Source organism: Roseicella frigidaeris, assembly GCF_003258945.1.
GTDB lineage: Bacteria > Pseudomonadota > Alphaproteobacteria > Acetobacterales > Acetobacteraceae > Paracraurococcus > Paracraurococcus frigidaeris.
This window is the reverse complement of record NZ_QLIX01000002.1, coordinates 104,669-127,002: the sequence shown is the minus strand read 5'-3', so window position 1 is coordinate 127,002 and position 22,334 is coordinate 104,669. Positions and strand designations below refer to the sequence as shown.

Sequence of the window (22,334 nt, the reverse complement as noted above, 5' to 3'; positions counted from 1 at the left end):
CGCCATGCTCGGCACGCTGCTCTATGTCCTGCACCTGCTCGGCGCCGTGCTCTGGGTCGGCGGCATGGCCTTCGCGCTGCTGGCGCTGCGGCCCGCCCTCGCCCGCCTCGAGCCGGCGCAGCGCCTCGCGGTGCACGAGGAGGCGCTGCGGCGCTTCCTCCGCCTCGTCTGGCACGCCATGCCGGCCATGCTGCTGACCGGCTACGCGCTGCTCTTCGGCTGGTATGGCGGCTTCGCCGGCGCCGGCTGGCACATCCACGCCATGCACATGCTGGCCCTGGCGATGGCCGGCATCGTCCTCGCCCTCGCCACCGGCCCCTGGAAGGCCTTCCGGGCGGCCCGCGCGCGCGCCGACCTCGCCGCCGCGGCGACGGAGATGGACCGGGTCCGCCAGCTTATCCTCCTCAATTGCGGCCTCGGCCTGCTGACCGTGGCCATCGCCGCCGCGGGTCGATTCGGCGGCTGACGCAGCAAAGGCGCAACATCCTGGCCGCACCATGCGTTCGGCCAGCGCAACCGGATCGGGACCTTCCCTGCCCCATGAGCATCGACGGCATCGAGATCAGCGAGGACGACTACCCGGAGATGGAGGCGGTGGCGGCGATCCAGCGCGGCCTGCACGCCTTCAACCAGGAAATGGGCGGCCCCTATGACCGCGAGCCGGTGACCGTCCTCGCCCGCGATGCCGGGGAGACCGTGCGCGGCGGGCTGCTCGGCCTCACCTACTGGCACTGGCTGTTCATCGACTGGCTCTGGCTGGCCCGCGACACCCGCGGCCAGGGGCTGGGCTCGGAGCTGCTGCGGCGGGCCGAGGAGATCGCCCGCCAGCGCGGCTGCACCGACGCCTACACCGACACCTTCAGCTTCCAGGCCCCCGGCTTCTGGGAGCGCAACGGCTATGCCGAGTTCGGCCGGCTCGACCACATGCCGCGCGGCCATTCCCGGGTCTGGTTCCGCAAGGCGCTGTGACGGCCGGCCTCCGCCTCGAGGTCACCGCCGCCCCCGCCCCGGCGGACCGGCGGGCCATCGGCGGGGGTCTCGCCGCCCATAACCGCGCCGCGCACGGGCCGCGCCTGCCGCGGCGGCAGCGCTGGATCCTGGCCCGCGACCCCGGCGGGACGCTGCTCGGCGGCGCCCGCTGCCGCCTGGCCCAGGGCTGGCTCTATCTCGACTGGCTCTGGGTGGCGGAGGCGCGGCGCCGGCAGGGCACCGGGCAGGCGCTGCTGGCGGCGGCGGAGGCGCTGGCGCGGGAGGCCGGCTGCCGCGGCGTGCATCTCCACACCTGGTCCTTCCAGGCCCCGGGCTTCTACCGCCGGCACGGCTATGCCGAGGCGGGCCGCCTCGAGGACATGCCGCCGGGCGCGACCCGCCACTGGTTCGCGAAGCGGTTCTGAGGTCCACTCACCCCCGATCGATCGGAGGGGGAGAGCGCCATGAAGGCAGCCATCGTCACCAGCGCGGGGGTTGCGGTGCAGGAGGTGCCGGAGCCGAAGCCCGGGCCGCAGGAGGTGCTGGTGCGCATCCGCGCCGCCGGGCTGAACCGCGCCGATCTAGGCGTCGCCGCCGGCCAGGCGCATGGCCGCATCGGCGGCGCCGGCACCATCGTCGGCATGGAGTTCGCCGGCGAGGTGGCCGCGGTCGGCGCCGAGGTGCCCGACCACATCCGCCCCGGCCTGCGGGTGATGGCGAGCGGCGCCGGAGGCTATGCCGAATACGGCCTGGCCGACTGGGGCCGCTGCGCCGCCCTGCCCGACAGCAACATGGGCTGGGTGGAGGCGGCGACCCTGCCCGTCGCGCTGCAGACCATGCACGACGCCGTCGTCACCAATGGCGGGCTGCAGCGGGGCGAGAGCATCCTCATCCAGGGCGCCAGCTCGGGCGTCGGGCTGATGGGGATGCAGATCGCCAAGCTCATGGGCGCGAAGCGCGTGCTCGGCAGTTCCACCAACCCGGCGCGGCGCGCCCGCCTCGCCGAGTTCGGCTGCGACCTCGCCATCGACACCGGCGACCCCGCCTGGCCCGAGCGCGTGCTGGAAGCGACGGAGGGCAAGGGCGTCGAGGTCATCGTCGACCAGGTCTCGGGCCCGCTCGCCAACGGCAATCTCCGCGCCTGCGCCATCCTCGGCCGCATCGTCAATGTCGGGCGGCTCGGCGGGGCGCGCGGCGAGTTCGACTTCGACCTGCATGCGCTGCGCCGCATCCGCTATGTCGGCGTCACCTTCCGCACCCGCTCCATCGAGGAGGTGCGGGAGATCAACCGCCGCATGCGCGCCGATCTCTGGCCGGCGCTGGAGGCGGGCAAGCTGCGGCTGCCGATCGACCGCGTCTTCCCGCTCGCCGAGGCGGCCGCGGCGCTGGCGCATATGCGATCCAACGCGCATTTCGGGAAGATCGTGCTGGAGTGCTAGGTATTCCCCATGAAGCCGCTCCGCGGCTTCATGGGGGCCCCGTGAGGCGCCTCTGGCCGAAGATCCGTCACAGCCTGCCGCGGCGAAGCCGCGGCAGGGCAACGGACGGCGACGGGTGAGGCGCGCCTCCCAGGGGCCTGTCAGTCGACCTGCTTCAGGTCCTCGAGCCGCACGGTGCCCTGCTGGCTGCTGAAGGCGAGCGAGGCGGTGCCGCCCTGCTGCTGCTGCACGCCGGAGATGCGGTGCTCGCCGGTGTCGTAGAGCGTGACCTTGCCGTCGCGCTGCACCGCCAGCCGCCGCGCCTCGGGGAAGAAGGCGTAGCGCGTGTCGTTCTGGCCGCCGCTGGTCGCCGGCTGGCCGAGCGCCTGCGGCCACCAGGGCGGGCCGGAATCCATCGGTTTCATCGGCTCCATGGGTTTCATGGGCTGCATCGGCTTCATCGGTTCCATCGGCGGGGCCTCCTCGCGGCCTGTGGCAGGTGCGCGCCAACGCGCCGCCGGCGGGATTCGTTGCCTACCGCCGCGCCGCCAGCAGCACGCCCCCGAGCGTCAGCGCCAGCGCCAGCCCGTGCCGCAGCCCGAGCGGCTCGCCGAGCAGCAGCCCGCTCGACACCACGCCGATCACCGGCACCAGCAGGCTGCCGATCGCCGCCGTCCCCGCCGGCAGCAGCCGCAGCGCCCGGAACCAGGCGAGATAGGCGACGCATTGCGCCATCACCGCCACATAGGCGAGGCAGCCCCAGCCCACCCAGGTGACCCGCCCGAGATCGAGATGCTCGAAGGCGAGCGCGATCGCCCAGACCGGCGCGGTGCCGATCGCCACCTGCCAGGCGACCAGCGGCACCGGCGCCATCTGCACCGGCCAGCGCTTGGTGAAGACCGCGCCGCCGGCGAACATCAGCGCCGTGCAGAGGATCGCCGCCGCCCCCGGCAGCTTGGCCTGGAAGGCCGCCATCCCGGCCCCCGCCAGCGTGCCGCCGAGCAGCAGCGTGACGCCGGCCAGCCCCAGCACCAGCCCGGCGATGCGCCGCGCCGTCGGCCGTTCGCCGAGCACCGGCCAGGCCAGCACCGTCGCCCAGACCGGCATGGTGTAGCCGATGATCGCCGCCTCGGCGGCGTCCAGCCAGAACAGCGAGAGCGGCGCCACCACGCTCCAGGCCGAGACGTTCAGCACCGCCGAGACGGCGAGCCGCCCCCACTGGTCGCGCCGCGGCCAGAGCCGGTCGCGCTGGGCGAGGGCGACGAGGCCGAGCAGCGTGACCGCGCCGAGGGCCGCGAAGATGCGGAAGGCATAGGGCGGCCAGTCCCGCATCAGCAGCTTCATCACCGGCCAGTTGAGCCCCCAGGCCAGGGCGGTGACCGAGAGGTAGCCGAGGCCGCGCAGCGGCAGGGCCGGCGCCGATGCCGGCGCCGCGGGGCCCGCCGCGTCGCGGCGCGTGGCGAGGCTCATGCCAGCAGCGCGTCGATCCGGGCCAGCGCCGCCGCCGGCAGCGGCCCCTGCCCCACCGCCGCGATCGCCGCCTCCAGCTGGTCGAGCGAGGCGGTGCCGATCAGGGCGCAGCCCATCTCCGGGGCGAAGGCGGCGTAGCGGATGGCGAGTTCGGCCAGCGAGCCGGCGACGCCCTCGGCCAGCAGCGGCCGCAGCCGCCGGGCCGCCGCGACATCCGCCGCATAGTCCGGGCCGGAGGCGATGGGCGCGACCTCCGGCATCGCCACCGGGTGCCGCCCCGCCTCGCCCGAGAGGGCCCCGCCGGCCAGGATGCGGATGCCGATCAGCCCGACCCCGGCGGCCGCCGCCTCCTGGCCGAGCCCGGTGAAATCCTGCCCCGGCAGGCCGGCGCGGCGCGGCGCCAGCCAGCTCGGGTTCAGCAGGTTGAAGGGGATCTGCGCCGTGTCGAGGAGGCCGCTCCGCAGCACGTCCCGCAGCGCCGGCCCCTCGCCGAGGGCGGTGATGCCGAGCAGGCTGCATTTGCCCGCGGCCCGCAGCCCTTGCAGCGCCGGCACCGCCTCCTCCAGCACCTGCGCCGGGGTGAGGCCCCCGGCCCCGCCGATCGGGTCGTGCAGCTGGAACAAGTCCACGCTCTCGCGGCCCAGCCGCCGCAGGCTGGCCTCCAGCGAGCGGGTGATGGCGCCGGCGATGTCGCCGCGGCTCGCCGGGGGCAGCCGAACCTTGGTGCCGAGCACCGGCTTCGCCCCGAGCGCCTTGAGCGCCCGGCCGAGATTGCGTTCCGACTCGCCGTCGCCATAGAGGGCGGCGGTGTCGACATAGGTGATGCCAGCCTCGAAGGCCCGGGCGAGCGAGCGCTCCTGCTCCGCCGGGCTGCCGCGGACCATCAGCCCGCCGACCGCGCCGGCCCCGTAGCCGAGGGCGGAGACCGCGAGGCCGCTCCGCCCCAGCACGCGCTGTTCCATCGCCGCCTCCTCCCGCCGCGCCGATGCACGCCCTCGGGCGTTCGGCCGCCTGGTCCCGTTACGCCGCCCGAGGCCTTCGGGCGTTCCGCCCTCCGGCGATCGGCCACCTGGCCCCGCCGAGCCGATTCACGCCTTCGGGCGTTCCGCCCTCCCGCGATCGGCCACCTGTCCCTGCCGAGCCGATTCACGCCTTCGGGCGTTCCGCCCTCCGGCGATCGGCTCTATGGCCCGAGGATCGCCCGACCACCCGAGCCGGTCCATCCCGGCGCCCCGATCCGGACCCGCATGATCCGCCTGACCGAGCTTCGCCTGCCCCTCGCCCATCCGGAGGACGCGCTCCACGCCGCCATCCTGCAACGCCTCGGCATCGCCGGGGCGGCGCTGGAATCGGTGCAGGTCGTCCGGCGCGGCTACGACGCGCGCAACCCGCGCGCCATCATGCTGGTCTATACGCTCGACCTGGCGGTGCGGGACGAGGCGGCGCTGCTGCGCCGCCATGCCGGCGATCCGCGCATCGCCCCGGCGCCCGACACGCGCTACCGCTTCGTCGCCCGCGCGCCGGAGGGGGCGCCCCGCCCCATCGTCATCGGCACCGGCCCCTGCGGCTTCATGGCGGCGCTGGTGCTCGCCCAGATGGGCTTCCGCCCGATCATCCTCGAGCGCGGCAAGCCGGTGCGGGAGCGGACCAAGGACACCTGGGCGCTGTGGCGCCGCGGCGTGCTGACGCCGGAGAGCAACGTCCAGTTCGGCGAGGGCGGCGCCGGCACCTTCTCCGACGGCAAGCTCTATTCCGGCATCAAGGACCCGCGGCATTACGGGCGGAAGCTGCTGCAGGAATTCGTCAAGGCCGGCGCGCCGGAGGAGATCCTCTACGTCTCCAAGCCGCATATCGGCACCTTCCGCCTGGTGACGATGGTCGAGAGCATCAGGGCCGAGATCGAGGCGCTCGGCGGCGAGTACCGCTTCGGCAGCAAGGTGGTGGACCTGCTGATCGCGCCCGACGCCGCCGGCGAGCGGCGGCTGCGCGGCGTGGTGCTCGAGGATGGCGAGACGCTGCGCGCCGAGCATGTCGTGCTCGCCATCGGCCACAGCGCCCGCGACAGCTTCGCCATGCTGCGCGAGCGCGGCGTCTTCCTGGAGGCGAAGCCCTTCAGCATCGGCGTGCGCATCGAGCATCCGCAGGGCCTGATCGACCGCGCCCGCTTCGGGCCGAATGCCGGCAACCCGCTGCTCGGCGCCGCCGACTACAAGCTGGTGCATCACGGCAGTTCCGGCCGCAGCGTCTACAGCTTCTGCATGTGCCCCGGGGGGCGCGTCGTCGCCGCCACCAGCGAGCCGGGCCGCGTCGTCACCAACGGCATGAGCCAGTACAGCCGCGCCGAGTTCAACGCCAATGCCGGCCTCGTCGTCGGCATCGACCCGGCCGACTATCCGGGCGACGTGCTGGCCGGCGTCGCCTTCCAGCGCCGCTGGGAAAGCCTCGCCTTCGAGGCCGGCGGCGGCGACTACCGGGCGCCGGGGCAGATGGTCGGCGACGTTCTCGCCGGCCGCGCCAGCACGACGCTCGGCGATGTCGTGCCGAGCTACCGCCCCGGCGTGACGCCGACCGACCTGGCCCGCTGCCTGCCGGATTTCGTGCTGGCGGCGATCCGCGAGGCGCTGCCCGCCTTCGACCGGCAGATCCCCGGCTTCGCCCGGCCGGATGCGGTGATGACCGGCGTCGAGACCCGCACCAGCAGCCCGATCCGCATCCGCCGCGGCCCCGACCTGCAGAGCGTGAACACGCCCGGCCTCTTCCCCGCCGGCGAGGGCGCCGGCTATGCCGGCGGCATCCTCTCGGCCGGGGTGGACGGCATCCGCGTCGCCGAGGCGCTGGCCCTCGCCGCGACCGGCCAGCCCGTGCCGCGCGAGCTCAGCCGCGGCACGGAGACGCCGGTCAGCTACGGCTGAGGCCGCCGCCGCCGGCGCGCCTCAGGCGAAGAGCGCGTCGTGCAGCCCCGCCTGCGCCGGCAGCGCGACGAGAGTCTCGAGCGCGCCCTGCATGTCGACGGGCGCCGGCCCCGCATCGAGGAGCGGATGGGTCGCCGCCGTGGCGAGGTGGATCGAGGTCTCCGGCGCCGTCGCCGCGACCACCAGCCCATCCGCCGCCGGTTGCGTCGTGGCCTGCAGATCCACCGACAGATGCAGGCCCGCCAGCTCCGCCGGCAGCGCCGCCTCGGGATGGACCGAGACGGCCAGGGCCTGCTGGCCGGCGACGGCCGCGGCCTCGCTCGCGGCGCCGGTGGCCGGGGCCGCCGCATGGCTGGTGGCCTCCGCGCCCGTGGCGATGGCGGCATGCGAGCCGGCATCGGCGGCGGCGCTGCCCGCCGCGACCGGCTGCGCCGCCATGCCTGGGGCCGCGGCGGTCGTGCCCGTCACCGCATCGGCAGGATGCGCGGCGGCGTCGGTTGCCGTGGCGCCGGCCGTCACGCCGCTCGCCTGCGGGCCGGCATCCAGCGCCGCGCCGGCGATCGCGGCGGTCGCGCCCGCCACCGCATCGGCCCCATGCGTGGTGGCATCGGTCACCACGGTGCCGGTCGTCGTCCCGGTGGCCGTGCTGGTCGCAGGCGTCGTCGTGCCGATGACCGCGCCGGTCACCGCGTCAACCGCATGCGCGGCCGCATCCGCCACCGTGGCGCCGGTCGTCGTCCCCGTCGCCATAGTGGTTGCAGGCGCCGCCGTGCTGGTCGCCGTGTCAACCGCGTGCGCGGCCGTATCCGCCACCATGGTGCCGGTCGTCGCCCCCGTTGCCGTGCTGGTCGCAGGCGTCGTCGTGCCGGTGACGGCGCCACTCACCGCGTCAACCGCATGCGCGGCCGCATCCGCCACCGTGGCGCCAGTTGTCGCCCCCGTCGCCGTGCTGGTCGCAGGCGTCGCCGTGCCGGTGACCGCGCCGCTCACCGTGTCAACCGCATGCGTGACCGCATCCGCCACCGTGGCGCCGGTCGTCGCCCCCGTCGCCGTGGTGGCCGCAGGCGTCGTCGTGCCGGTGACCGCGCCGGTCACCGTGTCAACCGTGTGCGCGGCCGCATCCGCCACCACGGTGCCGGCCGTCGCCCCCGTCGCCGTGCCGGTCGCAGGCGTCGTCGCGCCGGTGACCGCACCGGTCACTGCATCAACCGTGTGCGCGGCCGCATCCGCCACCGTGGCGCCGGTCGTCGCCCCCGTCGCCGTGCTGGTCGCAGGCGTCGTCGTGCTAGTGACCGCGCCGGTCGCGCTGGCCACCGCATGCGCGGCCGCATCCGCCACCGTGGCGCCGGTCGTCGTCCCGGTGGCCGCGGTGGTCGCGGCCGCCGCCGAGCCGGTGACCGCCGCGGTCGCGCCGGTCGCCGCGCCGGCTGCATGCGTCGCGGCATCCGTCACCGTGCCTGTGGCCGTGGTGCCAGTGACCGTGGCGCCAGTAACCGTGGTGCCCGTGCCCGCCGCCGTGGTGCCGGCTGTCGTTCCCGTCGCAGCGGCGGTCGCCTGCGTCTCCGTGCCGGTGACCGCGGTGGTCGCGCCTGTCGCCGCCTTGGCGGCATCCGCCACCGTGGCGCCCGTCGTCGTCCCCGTCGCCATGGTGGTCGTATGCGCGGCGGCATCCGTCGTGGTGCTGCCCTTGCCGCTGACGGTGCTTTCCGTCGCCGTGCCGCCGGTCAGCGCCGAGGTGGCCTTCCCGGCGCTGGCATCGGCGAGGCTCTCCGTGCCGGAGGCCGTGGTGGCCTTGCTGGCGCTCTCCGTCGCGGCGGCAGCCTGGCTGGCCGTGCCCTTGCCCGAGGCATGGCTGGTGCCGCTCGACGCGCTGGTCCCGGTGCCGGCAGCCGGCAGGGCCGAGGCCGTCCCGGTCACGCCGGAGGCCATGGCCGGGCTGGCCTGGGCGACCTCCGCGACCACGGGGGCGCTCCAGCTCGCCGCCGCCGCCGTGGCGGTCGTCGCGGCCGCATGGGCGGTTGTGACAGCCGTGGTGACCGGCGCCTCGGCCACGGCGCTCTCCGGGGCGGCGGCCGCCTCGGCCTTGGCCGCGCCGTTCGGGCTGGCGACCGGCGTCGCGCTCGCCGTCGCGGCCTGCGCCGCCTTCTGGCTGGCATCCGCCTGGACCAGCTTGCTGCCCAGCGCCGCGGCCTTTCCGGCCTCGGCCCGGGTCGCGGCCGCGTCGCTGGCCGCCGCCTCCCGCAGGCTCGCCGGCGCGGCATCGCCCGCGAGCGCCGCCGGCAGGCCGGACCCCGCCGTCTCCGCCGGGCCGGCGGCGCCGAGCAGCTCCCGCAGGCCGGCCACGGCCGAGCCCTCCGCCGCCGCGAATTGCACCGCCGCCGGGGCGAGCGGCTGCAGCGTGGCGGCGACGAGCGAACTCGCGCCATGCAGGCCGGGCGGCAGCCCGGTCGGCCCCAGCCCCGCCGCGGCGCCGCCGACCAGCACCACATCCGGCCCGGCCTCGACCGGGGCCTCGGCCTGGGCAAGCTGCGCCGTGGCCCCGGCCTGGCCATGCCCGGCGAGCGGCACCGGCGCCGCCTCCGGCAGGCTCGGGCCCTCCGCCGGCCCGTCCGGCACCTGCCGGCCGAGCAGCATCAGCAGCAGCGCGCCGTAGAGGCCGAGTCCGGTCGCCTCGGTCCAGCTCACCGCGCCGCGGAATTTCTGCTGCAGCCGGGCGCGGGCCCAGGCGGCATGGCTCGCCGCCTCCTCGGCCGGGGTGAGGCTGGCCGCCGGCCGCCCGGGCTTCGGCCGGCGCAGCGGCGGCAGCTCACCCTCGGTCAGGAAGGCCTCGTCGCGCCGCGAGGCGAGCCGGATGCGGAACCGGATCCGGCCGGGCCGATGATGCACCATGGTCGCTCTCCCCCTCACGCGGCGCAGCAAGACTATCGTGCGGAATAGTATACGACCGTTCCTGCTCCACCACCCGTCGCACCACACGAAACCGTGGGGTCGGCGCGCCGGGCGCCCTGCCCTTGTCGCCGGCAACCGGCCTTGCGAGGCTCGCCGCGTCCGAACCACCAGGGAGAGAAACGCCATGCGCGTCGCCAACAAGGTCGCCCTCGTCACCGGCGCCGCCTCCGGCATGGGGGCGGCCACCGCCCGGCTGCTGGCGCGGGAGGGCGCCAGGGTCGCCGTCGCCGACATGCTCGAGGCCGAGGGGCAATCCGTCGTCGCCGAGATCGAGAAGGCGGGCGGCACCGCCCGCTTCCTCCGCCTCGACGTCGCCGAGGAGGAGCAGTGGGAGGCGGCGGTCGCCGAGGTCACCGGCGCCTGGGGCCGGCTCGACATCCTGGTGAACAATGCCGGGATCTCCGGCAGCAACACCAACAACCTCTACGACACGGCGCTGTGGGACCGGATCATGGCGGTGAACGCGCGCGGCGTCTTCCTCGGCGTCAAGCACGGCGTCGCCGTGATGCGCCAGGGCGGCGGCGGCTCCATCATCAACCTCTCCTCGATCTCCGGCGTGGTCGGTCAGCAGCGCATCCACTGCGCCTACAACGCCTCCAAGGCGGCGGTGCGGCTGCTGACGAAATCCGTCGCGGTGCAGGAGGGTGCCGCCGGCATCCGGGTGAACAGCGTGCATCCCGGGCTGATGCCGCCGATGCGCACCAGCGGCGCCACCGCCGACCCGGTCTTTCGCGCCAAGATGCTGAACCACGTGCCGCTCGGCCGCACCGGCGAGGTGGACGAGGTCGCCTATGCCATCCTCTTCCTCGCCTCCGACGAGAGCGCCTACATGACCGGCACGGAGCTGCATGTGGACGGCGGCTACCTCGCCTGCTGAGGCGCCGCCGGTCGCCCTGCCGCGGCTGTGCCGCGGCGGGGCGTTCTCAGCCCGTCCCGCCCTCGATCACCGCGCCGAATCGTGCCCACATCCGCCCGTCCCAGCGCACGAGCTGGAGTTGCTGCAAGGGCCGGTAGTCGATCGGCGAGGTGTCGACGCGGATGCCGGGCAGCAGGGTCGGCAGCTCCAGCCCCCGCAGGTTCGCCGCCTCGCGCATGATCCGCTCGCGCGTGAGCTCGCCCTCGCATTGCCGCAGGATCTGCAGCAGCGCCAGGCCGACCGTGTAGCCATAGGTGTAGTAGATGTCGGCGATGTCGGCATCGGCCAGGTAGCGGGCCATGAATTCGCGGTACCGCGCCATGCCGGCATCGCCCGCCCAGGCCGGGTCGTTCGGGTCCTTCAGATAGGCCGAGGTGATGGTGCCCAGGGCTCGCTCCGCCCCCGCCGGCTGGATGACGCCGGCGACCGAGCTGGCGCCGCTCGGGATGTAGTGCGCCATCCGCGCGCCGAGCTCGTGCAGGCGGCGGATCGCCATGGCGGCGAATTTCGCGGTGACGCCCGAGACCAGCACGTCGGCGCCCTGCAGCGCGATGAGCTGGCTGTCCACCGTCGGGTCCGTCACCTCGTAGGAGGCGGCGCGGACGCGCGCATCGTACTCCGCGCCGAGCACGTCGCGGAGGCCGGCGATGTAGTCGCGGCCGAAATCGTCGTTCTGGTAGAGCAGCGCGAAGCGCGCATCGGGCTTCTGCGCCAGCGCGTGCCGGGCGAAGACCTGCGCCTCGGTCCGCGCCGAAGGGGCGAAGCCCATGGTCCAGGGATGCGCCTCGTGGTCGCCCCATTTGTCGCCGTTCACCGAGAGGAACAGGTGCGGCACCTTGCGCTGGTTGACGTAGCGCACCACGGCGTTGTTCGGCGCCGTGCCCAGCATGTTGAAGAGGAAGGCGACGCGGTCCTGCTCGACCAGCCGCCGCACCTGCTCCAGCGTCTTCGGCGGGCTGAAGCCGTCGTCGTAGAGGATGTAGCTGAGCTTGCGGCCGGCGATGCCGCCCTGCTCGTTCGCCATCCGGCAGACGCCCTCCACCGCCCGGCACTGCACGCCGAGCGCCGAAACCGGGCCGGAGAGCGCGGTGGTGCCGCCGAAGCGGATCTCCGTCGCGCTGATCCCGGGCGTGGCCTCGGCCCGCGCCGGGCGCCCTGCCCCTCCGGCCGCGGCCAGGCCGCCGAGCCCCGCCCCCAGCAGGCTGCGTCGCTGCATCGCCTTCGTTCCCTTCCCCATCGCCGGCGCTCTACCGCGCCGCCGGATCGACCAGCACCTTCACCTGGTGGCCCGGCCGGCGCAGCGCCTCGAAGGCGTCCGGCAGCGCCGCGAGGCCGATGACGTCGGTGACGAGATCCTCCGCGCGGATGGCGCCGGCCGCCATATGCCCGAGCACCCGGGCGAAATCGGCGCGGTCATAGGCGAGGACGAAGCGCAGGGTGAGTTCCTTGCGGATCGCCATGCGCGGCCGCAGCCGGTCCTCCTCCATGCAGACGCCGACCACGGTGACCTGGCCGCGCGGCGGCGCGATCTCGATCATCCGCTGCAGCATGCCGGGGATGCCGACGCATTCGAGGATGAGGTCAGGCGGCCCGCCGGCGGCCGCGCGGAAGGCCTCGGCCAGCGGCGCGGCGGTGGGGTCCAGCACCGCCGTGGCGCCGAGCCGCGCCGCCCGTTCCCGCCGCGCCGCGCCCGGCTCGCTCACCACCACCGCGCCGGCGCCGCCGAGCCGGGCCATGAGCGCGACGGCGAGGCCGATCGGCCCCGCCCCGGTCACCAGCACCCGGGCGCCGGCCGGCATCCGCGACATCGCCACCGCATGCGCCCCGACCGCCAGCGGCTCCAGCAGCGCGCCCTCGGCGAAGCCGATGCCCTCGGGCAGGCGCAGCGCCTGGCTGGCGCGGATGCGCACCCGCTCGGCATAGCCGCCCGGCACCTGCGGCGAGAAGCCGAGGCCGGTGATGCCGGGGCAGGTCGCGGCCAGCCCCTGGCCGCATTCGCCGAGCGGCTCGCACTCCCCGCAGGGGGCGAAGGGGATGCAGGCGACGCGCTCGCCCGGCCGGAAGGCGGGATCGCCCGAGGCGAGGATGGTGCCGGCGAATTCATGGCCGAGCACGGTGCCGGGCTGCAGCCGGTAGTCCGGCACCTCGCTCGCATGCAGGTCGCTGCCGCAGATGCCGCAGAGCGCCACCTGCAGCAGCAGGTCGCCGGGCCCGGCGACCGGCTCCGGCTGCTCGCGCAGCGCGAGCGGCTGGCCGATGCCCTCGAAGACCGCGGCGCGCATGGCGTTCCCCTCCCCGCTTTTGCCGGTAGCGGATCGCGGATGGGGCGGCGCGTCAATCCATGCGTCGCGATGCGAGGGCGGCGGGTCAGGCCGGATCGAAGGGAAAGCCGGCCGGCACCAATGCGGCGCGGCCGGCCGTGACCACCTCGTCCACGAAGGCCACCGTGGCCCGCACCCTGGGGCTGCGCCGCAGATCCTCGTGATAGAGCAGCCAGAGCGGCAGGACCGGCATGGCGCGCGGCGCGGGCAGGCGCCGCAGCGCCGGGTCGCCCTCCGCCGCGATGCAGGGCAGCACGGCGCAGCCGAGGCCCGCGCGCGCCGCGGCCAGCAGCGCCGTCATCGTGTTCGATCGCAGCGTCGTCCGCGCCGGCAGCGCCAGCGCGGCGAGATAGTGCTGCAGCGACGCGCTGCCGGACGGGTCCTCATAGGCGAGGAAGGACTGCGCCTCGAAGCTGCGCGGGTCCGAGGCCGCCGCGTAGCAGGCGAAGGCGATGGCCCCGAGCCGCCGCGCGACCAGCCCCGGCAGGTCGGGGCGCGACAGCCGCACCGCCAGGTCCGCCTCCCGCCGCGAGAGATCGAGGCGGCGGTCGTCGCCCACCAGGTCCAGGCGCAGCCCGGGATGCGCCCGCAGCAGCGTGCCGAGCGCCGGGGCGAAGAGGGCGGCGGCCAGGGTCGGCGTCGTGGTCAGGCGCACCGAGCCGGTCAACCCGCCGCCTGCGGCGCCGTCCAGCCGCCGCAGCAGGCCGATGACCTCGCCCTCCATCCGCTCCGCCGCGGCCAGCACCGCCGCGCCGAGCGAGGTGGCGGCGAAGCCCTCCGGGCCGCGCTCGAAGAGCGGGGCGCCGAGGTCGCGCTCGAAGCCCTCCAGCCGCCGGGCGATGGTGGTGTGATCGACCCCGAGCGCCCGCGCCGCGGCGGAGAGCGTGCCGCCCCGGTGCAGGGCCAGCACCACCCGCAGCCGGTCCCAGTCCGACAAGGCCCGGTCGGTTGTGTGTTTTCGCGCAGCCATTGCGCAATTCGGCGCATCGACCGTGCGAAAGTCCATGGCCATCCTCGGGCCATGCGGCATCGAATGGAGCATGGCGGCACCGCGCCCTGCCTTCGACGCAAGGAGGCCGGCGCATGAGGATCACGCAGGTGCGGAACGCGACGCTGCTCGTCGACTATGCAGGGACGTCGTTCCTGATCGATCCGATGCTGGGCGCGAAAGGCTGCCATCCCGCCTTCGCGGGCACCCCCAACGGCCACCTGGCCAATCCCCTGGTGGCGTTGCCCATGCCGATCGGCGAGATCGTCGATGTCGATGCGGTCATCGTCACCCACACCCATCTGGATCACTGGGACGCCGCCGCCAGGGACGCCCTGCCCAAGGCCATCCCGCTCTTCGCGCAGGACGAGACGGATGCGGCGGCCATCCGGGCGGCCGGCTTCACCGATGTCCGGGTCCTGGCGGCGGCGACCGTCTTCGGCGGCATCACCCTCGCCAAGACCCCCGGCCAGCACGGCAGCGACGAGGCCATGCGGCAGATCGGCGCCAGGCTGGGATCGGTCTGCGGGGTGGTCTTCCGGCATCCCGCGGAGAAGACGCTCTACCTCGCCGGGGATACCGTCTGGAACCGGCATGTCGAGGAGAGCCTTGGCCGCTACGTGCCCGATGTCGTCGTGCTGAATTGCGGCGATGCGCAGATCATCGGCCTCGGCTCGATCATCATGGGCCAGCAGGACGTCCTCGCGGTCCTCCGGGCGGCGCCCGGCGCCACCATCGTCGCCAGCCACATGGAGGCCGTGAACCACGGCATGCTGTCCCGGACGGCGTTGCGGGCGTTCCTCGCGGAGACGGGGATGACGCCCCGCGTCCTGGTGCCGGAGGATGGCGAGACCCTTCAGCTCTGATAGCGGACGCCGCGCCGCGAGGCGCGCCTTGCGGCGCCTCCGGACTGCCAGCCGCTGGCGCGCATCATCGGGGCGCCAGCTTCGGGGGGTGGCACGTCCATTGACTTTTTTCCTATTTCATGCCTTCATTCTCCTCCCGATGCGTCGCGGAGGACCCCCATGCCCCGCTTCTTCCGCCGCCCCGCCAGCCGCATCCCGCCCGAGATCCTGCCGCCGGATTTCCTGACCCGGCACGGCCTCGCCCGCCGCCTCTATCTCGAGCCGCTGACCGGCCTGACCCCGCCGCATCCCTGGGCGCCGCTCACCGATGCCGAATGGGAGGCCCTCGCCCCGCATCTCGCCGCCACCGGCTGCGGCCTGCGCGCCCCCGGCCGGGCCGGCCGGCCGCTCGCCGATCCGCGCGCCCGGCTCGATGCCGTCTTCCGCGCCGTCACCCTGAAGCGCAGCAATGCCGAGGGTGGCGGCCGTGCCCCCTGGCGTGCCCTGCCGGAGGGCTTCGGCAAGGCCGAGACCATCGCCCGCTGCCATCGCCGCTGGGCGCATGCCGGGCTCTGGGGGCGGCTGCTGCGGGCGGTCGCGGCCCGGGACGCGCCGCCGGCGCTGGTCGCCCTCACCTGGCGGATCTGCTGCGCCTTCCGCCGGGCGGTGCGCGTGCTCGGCCTCGCCGCCATCGTGCTGGCGCGGCGGCTGCGGCTGCACAGCGCCCTGCCGGCGCCCTCGCAATACCTGCCGGATCCGGAGCTCGCCGCCATCACCATGCCGGTCTGCCTCGCCGCCGCGCGCCACATGCTGGCGCATCCGCGCTGGCGGCCGCCGCCCGGCTTCCTGCGGCTGTTGCAGGACTTCCACCGCTTCGCCGGCGGCCTCGTGCGCATCCCCGGAGCACTGGAGCCGCCATGACCCCGCGCCCCGGCCGTGGCCCGGCGCGCCCAACCCGGAACGAAATCCCGGCCGAATCGCCGTGGCGCGTGACGCGGCGGGCGGAAAATGGCATGAGCGCCGCAGCCGGATGGCGCCGCCCTGGCCTGCCGAGCCCCCCCGCCGGGCGGCCGCCCCCGTGGCGGCCTGGCCCGGGACGGGGGTCCCGGTCGCGCCGCCCGGCGGCTATGTTGCAGCGCAATATGGGTGTAAGGGCCACGCCGCCCGCTCGTCCGGCGCATCATCGGAGAATCCCATGCGTATCGACGCCATCCCCATCGGCAAGAACCCGCCCGAGGACGTCAACGTCATCGTCGAGGTCGCCATCGGGGGCGAGCCCATCAAGTACGAGATGGACAAGGAGGCGGGGACCCTCATCGTCGACCGCTTCCTCTACACGCCGATGCGCTATCCCGGGAATTACGGCTTCGTCCCGCACACGCTGAGCGAGGATGGGGACCCGATCGACGTGCTGATCGCCAACACCCGCCCGATCGTCCCCGGCGCGGTCATCGCCGTGCGCCCGGTCGGCGTGCTGCGCATGGAGGATGACGGCGGCGGCGACGAGAAGATCATCGCCGTGCCGGTGCCGAAGCTGACCCGGCGCTACGAGAAGGTCCGCAACTACTCCGACCTGCCGGCCATCACGCTGGAGCAGATCCAGCACTTCTTCGAGCACTACAAGGATCTCGAGCCCGGCAAGTGGGTGAAGATCGCCGGCTGGGGCGATGCCTCGGAGGCGCAGCGGATGATCGTCGAGGCGATCGAGCGGGCGAAGAAGGCCGGCTGAGAGCGCCTGTCGGAACCGTCGCCGCCCGTCGTCCTGCCGCGGCCTGGCCGCGGCAGGACGGGGACTCCCCGGGATCCCCGCAAAGCCGCGACGCGGTTTCGCGGGACGTTCCAGGCCGGGCCGCCGCGGGCGCGGGGCGGGCGCACCCCCTCGCTCCCGCCCTGCCGCCTCCCCATCTGGCCCGCCGATGACATCGCTTCCCCCGCCCTCCGGCGTGACCCGCCACGACCGCCTGCCTGATCCCGAGGCGCCGCTGCGCCGGGCGCTCGCCCGCCACCGCGCCATCGCCACCGGCCTGCTCGCCGGCATGGCCGGGCTGATGCTGCTCGCCTACCGCCTGCCGCCGGGCTACTGGACCGACCTGCTGCAGGCCGCCGCCAAGGCCGGCGTGGTCGGCGGCCTCGCCGACTGGTTCGCGGTGACGGCGCTGTTCCGCCGCCCGCTCGGCCTGCCCATCCCGCACACCGCCATCATCCCCCGCCAGAAGGAGCGGCTGGGCCAGGGCCTCGGCCGCTTCGTCGCCAACCATGTCTTCACCGAGGCCGAGGTGGCGCGGCTGCTCGGCCGGCTCGACCTCGCCGGCATCCTGCGCGGCTTCCTGGCCGATCCGGCGACGGCGCGGCCGGCGGCGGAGGCGATCGCCGCCTCCCTGCCGCGGCTGCTGGCGAGCCTCGGCGACGGCCGGGCGCGGCGGCTGCTGGGCCGGCTGCTGCCGCGGCTCGCCGGCGGGCCGGCCGGCTCGCGCATCGTGGTGCGGGCGCTGCGCAGCCTGGTCGAGGGCGGCCGCCACCAGGAGGTCTTCGACCTCGCCATCACCGAGCTGCGCCGGCTGCTGGTGGAGAAGGAGGACCAGCTCCGCACCGCCATCGAGGGCAAGGTGCGCGAGGAGGGCGGACGGCTGGTCGGCTGGGCGCTGGGCGCGACCGTCGCGCGGCGGGCGCTGGCCGGCCTCACCGCCGAGCTGCAGCGCATGGAGGCCTCCGACAGCGACCTGCGCAAGGCCTTCGAGCTCTGGATCCGCACCGAGGTGGACCGGCTGGAGAACGACCCGGAGCGGGCCGCCGCCCTCGGCCGCGCCATGCGCAAGGCCATGGCGCATCCCACCGTCGCGGCCTGGCTCGGCGATGTCTGGGCCCGGCTGCGGGCGGCGCTCGAGGCCGATGCCGCCAATCCCGGGGGCCGCACCGTGACCCTGCTGGAGGGCGCCTTCAGCAATGCCGGCACCCTGCTCTCCGAGGACCCGGCGGCGCGGGAGCGGCTGACGCTCGCCGTGCAGCGGGTGCTGGTGCGGCTGATGCCGGCGGCGCGGGTCCAGCTCGCCGACTTCATCGCCAAGGTCGTCGCCGGCTGGGACACCGCGCAGGTGACGGAGAAGATCGAGCTGCGCGTCGGCCGCGACCTGCAATATGTCCGGATGAACGGCACCCTGGTCGGCTTCCTCGTCGGCGGCGCGCTCTTCGCGCTGCTGACCGCGGTCTTCGGGCGCGTCGCCTTCTGAACTCCCCACGACACCGCTGCGCGGCGTCGTGGGGGCCCCGGGCATTTTCCCCACGAAGCCGCTCGCGCGGCTCCGCGGGGGCCCCGTGATTCGCCCCTGAACCTCGATGCGTCACAGCCTGCCGCGGCGAAGCCGCGGCAGGGCAACGGGTGGCGTGGGATGCGATGGGCGTTCCTCGGGGGCGTTCCTCGGGGCCAGCGTGGCGGGGCGCGGGCGCAGGAATGCCGTGACCGGGCATTCTAGCCTCTGCGGCCCGTTTGGTGCAAGATCGAACTGGTCCGCGCCCCTCACGCCCGGCGGCGATCCGGTCTAGCCTCGCGCCATGACCCTCCGCCTCGGCATCCTCGACCAGTCGACCATCGCCTCCGGCCGCGGCGCCGATGCGGCGATCCGCGAGACCCTGGCCATGGCGCAGCTCGCCGACGGGCTCGGCTATGCCCGCTACTGGCTGGCCGAGCACCACAACAGCGGCGCCCATGCCGGCTCGGCGCCGGAGATGCTGGTGGCCGCCATCGCCGCCACCACCCGGCGCATCCGCGTCGGCACCGCCGGCGTCATGCTGCCGCACTACGCGGCGCTGAAGGTGGCCGAGCAGTTCAAGGTCGCCGAGGCCATCGCCCCGGGGCGGATCGATCTCGGCCTCGGCCGGGCGCCGGGCAGCGACGGCCGCACCGCCTTCGCCCTCAACCCGCAGGCCCGCGAGGCCGCCGACCGCTTCCCGAACCAGGTCATGGACCTGCTCGGCTGGCTGGGCGACGGACTGCCGGAGGGGCATCCCTTCCGCCAGGTCACGGCCAGCCCGGTGGTGCCGACCCGGCCCGAGGTCTGGATCCTCGGCAGCAGCGACTACGGCGCCCAGGTCGCCGCCTATTTCGGCCTGCCCTACTGCTTCGCGCATTTCATCGGCGAGCAGGGCTCGGAGCAGGTCATGGCGCTCTACCGCGAGGGCTTCCGGCCGCATCCCGGCCAGCCTGGCCGCCTCGCCGCGCCGCAGGCCGCGCTCGGCGTCTTCGCCCTGACGGCGGAGACCGAGGCCGAGGCCTGGCGCCTCTACAAGTCGCGCGAGCTCTGGCGGCTGTTCCGCGACCAGGGCCGCTTCCCGCCCCTGCCGAGCGTCGAGGAGGCCGAGGCGCATCCCTTCACCCCGGCCGAGCGGGCGCATCTCGACCGGCTGCGGCCGCGCGCCATCGTCGGCGCGCCCGAGCAGGTGAAGGCGCGGCTGGAGGCGCTCGCGGCGGCGCATGGCGCGGCGGAGGTCGCGGTCCTCACCCCCTGCCACGACCCGGCGGCGCGGCAGCGGAGCTACCGGCTGCTGGCCGAGGTGTTCGGCCTGGACGGGCGCGGCTGAGCCGGGCCGGCGCGTCGCCCGCGGCGTGTGGGCACCGGCGAGACGAGAGGGAGGGTGGAGCAAGCCGCGCGAGCGGACGCGGCGCCGCCTGCTCCCGCTAGGGCACTTCCCCTGAACACCGGTTCAGGGGAAGTGCCTTAGACTATTGTTTTTCGAGCATCTTCACCCGATCAGGTGGGTCCACCTGATCGGGATCTGCTCTAATGATCCCGGGGAAAGCTCTCCGGCCGGTGGCGATGCCGCCGGCGATGCGGCCGGCGGTGCCGCCACCAGTCGAGAGCCGGCCCCACCCCCAGCACCGGCGTCGCCGCCAGCATGGCCAGGGCGAGCAGGGCGGCCAGCAGCCTCGCCCCGAGGGCGAAGGCCAGCACGGTCAGCCCGGCCAGCAGGCCGACCAGCGCCGCCCAGCCCAGCAGCCGGCGATGCCGCGCATCCAGCCAGGCTGGCGGCCGCGACGCATCGGTGCGCGGCACGCCATCGGGGGCGACGTCGTAGAGGCGTCTGGGATCGATGTCGAAGGGCTGGGGCAGGCGGCACCTCCGCCAGCCGGGCAGGCCGCCGCCGCCCCGGGGCTAGCCCCGGAGCGCCACGGCGCGGCCCGCGCGGGCCGCCGGCGTCAGCGGCGCATGACGACGAAGCGGAAGGGCGGCGCGGTGCCGTCGCGCTGCGCCCGGCGCATGCGCCACCAGAGCGAGACGAAGGCGACCAGCCCGGCGCCGACCGCGACCGGCAGCAGCAAACCGATGAAGAAGATGGCGACCGCGACCAGCAGCAGCCCGCCGACCGCGAGGGTCAGCAGCAGGGCGACGCCGCCGAGCCGGGCGAGCACGCGGTCCAGCATGCCGCGCGGCGGCGGCAGCGGGTCGCGGAACTCACCCTCGGGCGTCATGTCGAGGACGGGCGGAGTCGGGTCCCGGTAAGGCGATCCGGGGCGCCGGTGCGTTTCCATGCCCCAGATGTTGCCCGCCCCGGCCGCGGGTTCAAGCCCGCCCGCGCGGCCGGGCGTCCCGGCGGCGCAACACCGCCCGGGCAACCGTCGCCCGGCCCCGTCCCGGACCGGCAGGCGTGTCGCGCCGCCGCCGAATCTCCTGTACCAGATCCGGAAGGATGCCCGGACGCCCGGCCGGCCGCCGCATCCGGCCATCCCGGACCCCGGCCGGCCGAGGCCGCCGCCAGGGCCCGGGCCGCAACCGGCTTGCCCCGCATGCAAGGAGGCGCAGCGCCCGCCCATGGACACCTGGAACCAGCTCTACGATCCGCTCGGATCGATCCTGCTCTCCGCCCTCGTCGCCGCCCTGCCGGTGGCGACCATGCTGATCGCCCTCGCCTTCCTGCACATCGCCGCGCATGTCGCCGCCATCGCCGCGCTGGTCGTCGCCCTCGTGGTCGCGGTCGTGGTCTTCGGCATGCCGACCGCGATCGCCGCCAAGGCGGCCGGCCTGGGCATCGCCTCCGGCCTGTTCCCGATCGGCTGGATCGTGCTGAACATCATCTTCCTCTACCGCCTGACGGTGGCGAACGGCTCCTTCGCCCGGCTGCAGGACACCATCGCCGCCGTCACCCCGGACCGGCGGCTGCAGCTCCTGCTGATCGCCTTCGCCTTCGGCGCCTTCTTCGAGGGGGCGGCCGGCTTCGGCACGCCGGTCGCGGTCACCGGCGCGGTGCTGATCGGCCTCGGCTTCTCGCCGCTCGCCGCCTCCGGCCTCTCGCTCATCGCCAACACCGCGCCCGTCGCCTATGGCGCGCTGGGGACGCCGGTGATCGCGCTGGCCGGCGTCACCGGGCTCGACCTGATGGACCTCTCGGCGATGATCGGCCGGCAGCTTCCCTTCTTCTCGCTGCTGGTGCCCTTCTGGCTGATCTGGGCCTTCGCCGGCTTCCGCGGCATGCTGCAGATCTGGCCCGCCATCCTGGTGACCGGCGTCTCCTTCGCCGTGCCGCAATTCCTCGTCTCGAACTACATGGGCCCCTATCTGGTCGACGTCATCGCGGCGCTGGTCTCGCTCGCCTGCCTCACCCTGTTCCTGCGGGTCTGGCAGCCGCGCGAGATCTGGACCAGCACCAAGCTCGGCGGCCGCGCCGCGGCGGTGGAGGCGATGACGGCGCGCGGCACCGGCCGCTCGCCCGCGGGCGGCGCCGGCGGCGCGGCGGCGGTCGCCTTCCGGGGCAGCACGCTGCTCGCCTGGATGCCCTGGCTGATCCTCACCGTCTTCGTCTTCCTCTGGGGCCTCGGCGGGGTGAAGGCGGCGCTGAACGGGGTCTACAACCTGAACCTGCCGATCGACGGGCTGCACCGCGCCGTCATCAAGGTGCCGCCGGTGGTCGCCGCGCCGACGCCGGAGGCGGCGGTCTTCGCCTTCAACATCCTCTCCATGACCGGCACCGGCATCCTGCTGGCGGCGATGCTCGGCGGCTTCGCCATGGGCTTCAACCCGCTGGCGCTGATCCGCGAATACGGGCGGACGCTCTGGGTGGTGCGCTACTCGCTGCTGACCATCGCGGCGATGCTCGGCCTCGGCTACCTGACGCGGTATTCCGGGCTGGATGCCACCATGGGCCTCGCCTTCGCGGCGACGGGCGTCTTCTACCCCTTCTTCGGCACGCTGCTCGGCTGGCTCGGCGTGGCGCTGACCGGCTCCGACACCGCCTCCAACGTGCTGTTCGGCGGCCTGCAGAAGATCACCGCGCAGCAGATCGGCCTGTCGCCGCTGCTGATGGCCGCCGCCAATTCCTCGGGCGGCGTCATGGGCAAGATGATCGACGCGCAGAGCATCGTCGTCGCCTCCACCGCCACGAACTGGTTCGGGCATGAGGGCGAGATCCTGCGCTACGTCTTCTTCCACTCGATCGCCCTCGCCTGCCTCGTCGGCCTGCTGGTGACGCTGCAGGCCTATGTGCCGCCCTTCACCGCGATGGTGATCGGCGGCTGAGGCGAGGCGCGCCGCCGGGCCGGCGCCCGGCGGCAACCCGC

General features: G+C 74.7%; 21 protein-coding genes. 12 read left to right on the top strand and 9 right to left on the bottom strand.

Features of this window, described 5'->3' with window-relative positions; all coding sequences use genetic code 11:
* The first annotated feature begins 4 nt into the window (after positions 1-4).
* The 4 genes from DOO78_RS03510 (at position 5) to DOO78_RS03495 (ending at position 2,408) form a co-directional block, all read left to right on the top strand.
* Positions 5-466, top strand: coding sequence for a CopD family protein (locus tag DOO78_RS03510; protein WP_111468353.1), 462 nt, complete (start codon positions 5-7; stop codon positions 464-466).
* Between the two features lie 74 nt (positions 467-540).
* On the top strand, positions 541-969 hold the full coding sequence (locus DOO78_RS03505) for a GNAT family N-acetyltransferase (RefSeq protein ID WP_111468352.1): 429 nt from the start codon (positions 541-543) through the stop codon (positions 967-969).
* Entirely contained in the window at positions 966-1,394 is a 429-nt protein-coding gene (locus DOO78_RS03500) for a GNAT family N-acetyltransferase (protein WP_165838700.1), read from the top strand. The genes DOO78_RS03505 and DOO78_RS03500 overlap by 4 nt, the downstream gene beginning before the upstream one ends.
* Positions 1,395-1,433: 39 nt before the next feature.
* On the top strand, positions 1,434-2,408 hold the full coding sequence (locus tag DOO78_RS03495) for a zinc-binding dehydrogenase (protein ID WP_111468350.1): 975 nt from the start codon (positions 1,434-1,436) through the stop codon (positions 2,406-2,408).
* Between the two features lie 140 nt (positions 2,409-2,548).
* Here DOO78_RS03495 and DOO78_RS03490 read toward each other — a convergent pair whose 3' ends face one another.
* The 3 genes from DOO78_RS03490 to DOO78_RS03480 form a co-directional block, all read right to left on the bottom strand.
* On the bottom strand, positions 2,549-2,812 hold the full coding sequence (locus DOO78_RS03490; protein WP_243634337.1) for a hypothetical protein: 264 nt from the start codon (positions 2,810-2,812) through the stop codon (positions 2,549-2,551).
* A gap of 109 nt (positions 2,813-2,921) precedes the next feature.
* Positions 2,922-3,857 (bottom strand): DMT family transporter, encoded by a 936-nt coding sequence (locus DOO78_RS03485; RefSeq protein WP_111468348.1) that lies wholly within the window; start codon positions 3,855-3,857, stop codon positions 2,922-2,924.
* On the bottom strand, positions 3,854-4,819 hold the full coding sequence (locus DOO78_RS03480; protein WP_111468347.1) for an aldo/keto reductase: 966 nt from the start codon (positions 4,817-4,819) through the stop codon (positions 3,854-3,856). The genes DOO78_RS03485 and DOO78_RS03480 overlap by 4 nt, the downstream gene beginning before the upstream one ends.
* A 285-nt stretch (positions 4,820-5,104) precedes the next feature.
* Between DOO78_RS03480 and DOO78_RS03475 the strand changes: the two genes are divergently transcribed.
* Entirely contained in the window at positions 5,105-6,769 is a 1,665-nt protein-coding gene (locus tag DOO78_RS03475) for an NAD(P)/FAD-dependent oxidoreductase (RefSeq protein WP_111468346.1), read from the top strand.
* A gap of 21 nt (positions 6,770-6,790) precedes the next feature.
* Here DOO78_RS03475 and DOO78_RS27335 read toward each other — a convergent pair whose 3' ends face one another.
* A complete protein-coding gene (locus tag DOO78_RS27335) occupies positions 6,791-9,658 on the bottom strand; it encodes a hypothetical protein (RefSeq protein WP_111468345.1) in 2,868 nt (955 codons plus the stop codon).
* Between the two features lie 184 nt (positions 9,659-9,842).
* Between DOO78_RS27335 and DOO78_RS03465 the strand changes: the two genes are divergently transcribed.
* Complete coding sequence (locus tag DOO78_RS03465; protein WP_111468344.1) at positions 9,843-10,595, top strand: SDR family NAD(P)-dependent oxidoreductase; 753 nt, start codon at positions 9,843-9,845, stop codon at positions 10,593-10,595.
* A gap of 46 nt (positions 10,596-10,641) precedes the next feature.
* On the opposite strand, the gene DOO78_RS03460 is transcribed toward DOO78_RS03465, so the two are convergent.
* The 3 genes from DOO78_RS03460 to DOO78_RS03450 all read right to left on the bottom strand — a co-directional run bounded on the left by DOO78_RS03460 (position 10,642) and on the right by DOO78_RS03450 (position 13,892).
* Positions 10,642-11,850: an ABC transporter substrate-binding protein gene (locus tag DOO78_RS03460; RefSeq protein ID WP_207802775.1), complete on the bottom strand. Its 1,209-nt coding sequence runs from the start codon at positions 11,848-11,850 to the stop codon at positions 10,642-10,644.
* 31 nt (positions 11,851-11,881) lie between these two features.
* Complete coding sequence (locus tag DOO78_RS03455; protein WP_111468342.1) at positions 11,882-12,916, bottom strand: zinc-binding dehydrogenase; 1,035 nt, start codon at positions 12,914-12,916, stop codon at positions 11,882-11,884.
* 85 nt (positions 12,917-13,001) lie between these two features.
* Positions 13,002-13,892, bottom strand: a complete 891-nt coding sequence (locus DOO78_RS03450; protein ID WP_165838699.1) for a LysR family transcriptional regulator — start codon at positions 13,890-13,892, stop codon at positions 13,002-13,004.
* 146 nt (positions 13,893-14,038) lie between these two features.
* On the opposite strand from DOO78_RS03450, the gene DOO78_RS03445 reads away from it, so the two are divergent.
* The 5 genes from DOO78_RS03445 to DOO78_RS03425 all read left to right on the top strand — a co-directional run bounded on the left by DOO78_RS03445 (position 14,039) and on the right by DOO78_RS03425 (position 19,363).
* Positions 14,039-14,809: an MBL fold metallo-hydrolase gene (locus tag DOO78_RS03445; protein ID WP_111468340.1), complete on the top strand. Its 771-nt coding sequence runs from the start codon at positions 14,039-14,041 to the stop codon at positions 14,807-14,809.
* A gap of 159 nt (positions 14,810-14,968) precedes the next feature.
* Positions 14,969-15,709, top strand: a complete 741-nt coding sequence (locus DOO78_RS03440; RefSeq protein WP_111468339.1) for a transposase — start codon at positions 14,969-14,971, stop codon at positions 15,707-15,709.
* 274 nt (positions 15,710-15,983) lie between these two features.
* On the top strand, positions 15,984-16,517 hold the full coding sequence (gene ppa, locus DOO78_RS03435; RefSeq protein WP_111468338.1) for an inorganic diphosphatase: 534 nt from the start codon (positions 15,984-15,986) through the stop codon (positions 16,515-16,517).
* A gap of 214 nt (positions 16,518-16,731) precedes the next feature.
* The gene (locus DOO78_RS03430; protein WP_243634336.1) at positions 16,732-18,015 is read left to right on the top strand and encodes a DUF445 domain-containing protein; all 1,284 of its coding nucleotides are present in this window, start codon (positions 16,732-16,734) and stop codon (positions 18,013-18,015) included.
* A 322-nt stretch (positions 18,016-18,337) separates the two neighbouring features.
* Positions 18,338-19,363 (top strand): LLM class flavin-dependent oxidoreductase, encoded by a 1,026-nt coding sequence (locus tag DOO78_RS03425; protein ID WP_111468336.1) that lies wholly within the window; start codon positions 18,338-18,340, stop codon positions 19,361-19,363.
* A 200-nt stretch (positions 19,364-19,563) separates the two neighbouring features.
* Here the strand turns inward: DOO78_RS03425 and DOO78_RS03420 are convergent, their stop codons facing one another.
* Together DOO78_RS03420 and DOO78_RS03415 are read right to left on the bottom strand one after the other, a co-directional pair.
* Positions 19,564-19,836, bottom strand: coding sequence for a hypothetical protein (locus tag DOO78_RS03420; RefSeq protein ID WP_165838698.1), 273 nt, complete (start codon positions 19,834-19,836; stop codon positions 19,564-19,566).
* 143 nt (positions 19,837-19,979) lie between these two features.
* Positions 19,980-20,252 carry a hypothetical protein gene (locus DOO78_RS03415; protein WP_111468334.1) on the bottom strand — a complete coding sequence of 91 codons (273 nt, stop codon included), beginning with the start codon at positions 20,250-20,252 and terminating at the stop codon, positions 19,980-19,982.
* A gap of 340 nt (positions 20,253-20,592) precedes the next feature.
* Here DOO78_RS03415 and DOO78_RS03410 point away from each other — a divergent pair, with 340 nt between their 5' ends.
* A complete protein-coding gene (locus DOO78_RS03410; protein ID WP_111468333.1) occupies positions 20,593-22,293 on the top strand; it encodes an L-lactate permease in 1,701 nt (566 codons plus the stop codon).
* The last annotated feature ends 41 nt before the right edge of the window (positions 22,294-22,334 follow it).

Bases quoted from the DNA above. Each gene is read 5' to 3' on its own strand.
- DOO78_RS03510 (WP_111468353.1), top strand. From the start codon at position 5: ATGCTCGGCACGCTGCTCTATGTCCTGCACCTGCTCGGCGCCGTGCTC.
- DOO78_RS03485 (WP_111468348.1), bottom strand. From the start codon at position 3,857: ATGAGCCTCGCCACGCGCCGCGACGCGGCGGGCCCCGCGGCGCCGGCA.
- DOO78_RS03425 (WP_111468336.1), top strand. From the start codon at position 18,338: ATGACCCTCCGCCTCGGCATCCTCGACCAGTCGACCATCGCCTCCGGC.
- DOO78_RS03460 (WP_207802775.1), bottom strand. From the start codon at position 11,850: ATGCAGCGACGCAGCCTGCTGGGGGCGGGGCTCGGCGGCCTGGCCGCG.
- DOO78_RS03505 (WP_111468352.1), top strand. From the start codon at position 541: ATGAGCATCGACGGCATCGAGATCAGCGAGGACGACTACCCGGAGATG.
- DOO78_RS03445 (WP_111468340.1), top strand. From the start codon at position 14,039: ATGAGGATCACGCAGGTGCGGAACGCGACGCTGCTCGTCGACTATGCA.
- ppa (WP_111468338.1), top strand. From the start codon at position 15,984: ATGCGTATCGACGCCATCCCCATCGGCAAGAACCCGCCCGAGGACGTC.
- DOO78_RS03475 (WP_111468346.1), top strand. From the start codon at position 5,105: ATGATCCGCCTGACCGAGCTTCGCCTGCCCCTCGCCCATCCGGAGGAC.
- DOO78_RS03495 (WP_111468350.1), top strand. From the start codon at position 1,434: ATGAAGGCAGCCATCGTCACCAGCGCGGGGGTTGCGGTGCAGGAGGTG.
- DOO78_RS03490 (WP_243634337.1), bottom strand. From the start codon at position 2,812: ATGAAACCGATGGATTCCGGCCCGCCCTGGTGGCCGCAGGCGCTCGGC.
- DOO78_RS03415 (WP_111468334.1), bottom strand. From the start codon at position 20,252: ATGACGCCCGAGGGTGAGTTCCGCGACCCGCTGCCGCCGCCGCGCGGC.
- DOO78_RS03465 (WP_111468344.1), top strand. From the start codon at position 9,843: ATGCGCGTCGCCAACAAGGTCGCCCTCGTCACCGGCGCCGCCTCCGGC.
- DOO78_RS03455 (WP_111468342.1), bottom strand. From the start codon at position 12,916: ATGCGCGCCGCGGTCTTCGAGGGCATCGGCCAGCCGCTCGCGCTGCGC.
- DOO78_RS03480 (WP_111468347.1), bottom strand. From the start codon at position 4,819: ATGGAACAGCGCGTGCTGGGGCGGAGCGGCCTCGCGGTCTCCGCCCTC.
- DOO78_RS03410 (WP_111468333.1), top strand. From the start codon at position 20,593: ATGGACACCTGGAACCAGCTCTACGATCCGCTCGGATCGATCCTGCTC.
- DOO78_RS27335 (WP_111468345.1), bottom strand. From the start codon at position 9,658: ATGGTGCATCATCGGCCCGGCCGGATCCGGTTCCGCATCCGGCTCGCC.
- DOO78_RS03440 (WP_111468339.1), top strand. From the start codon at position 14,969: ATGCCCCGCTTCTTCCGCCGCCCCGCCAGCCGCATCCCGCCCGAGATC.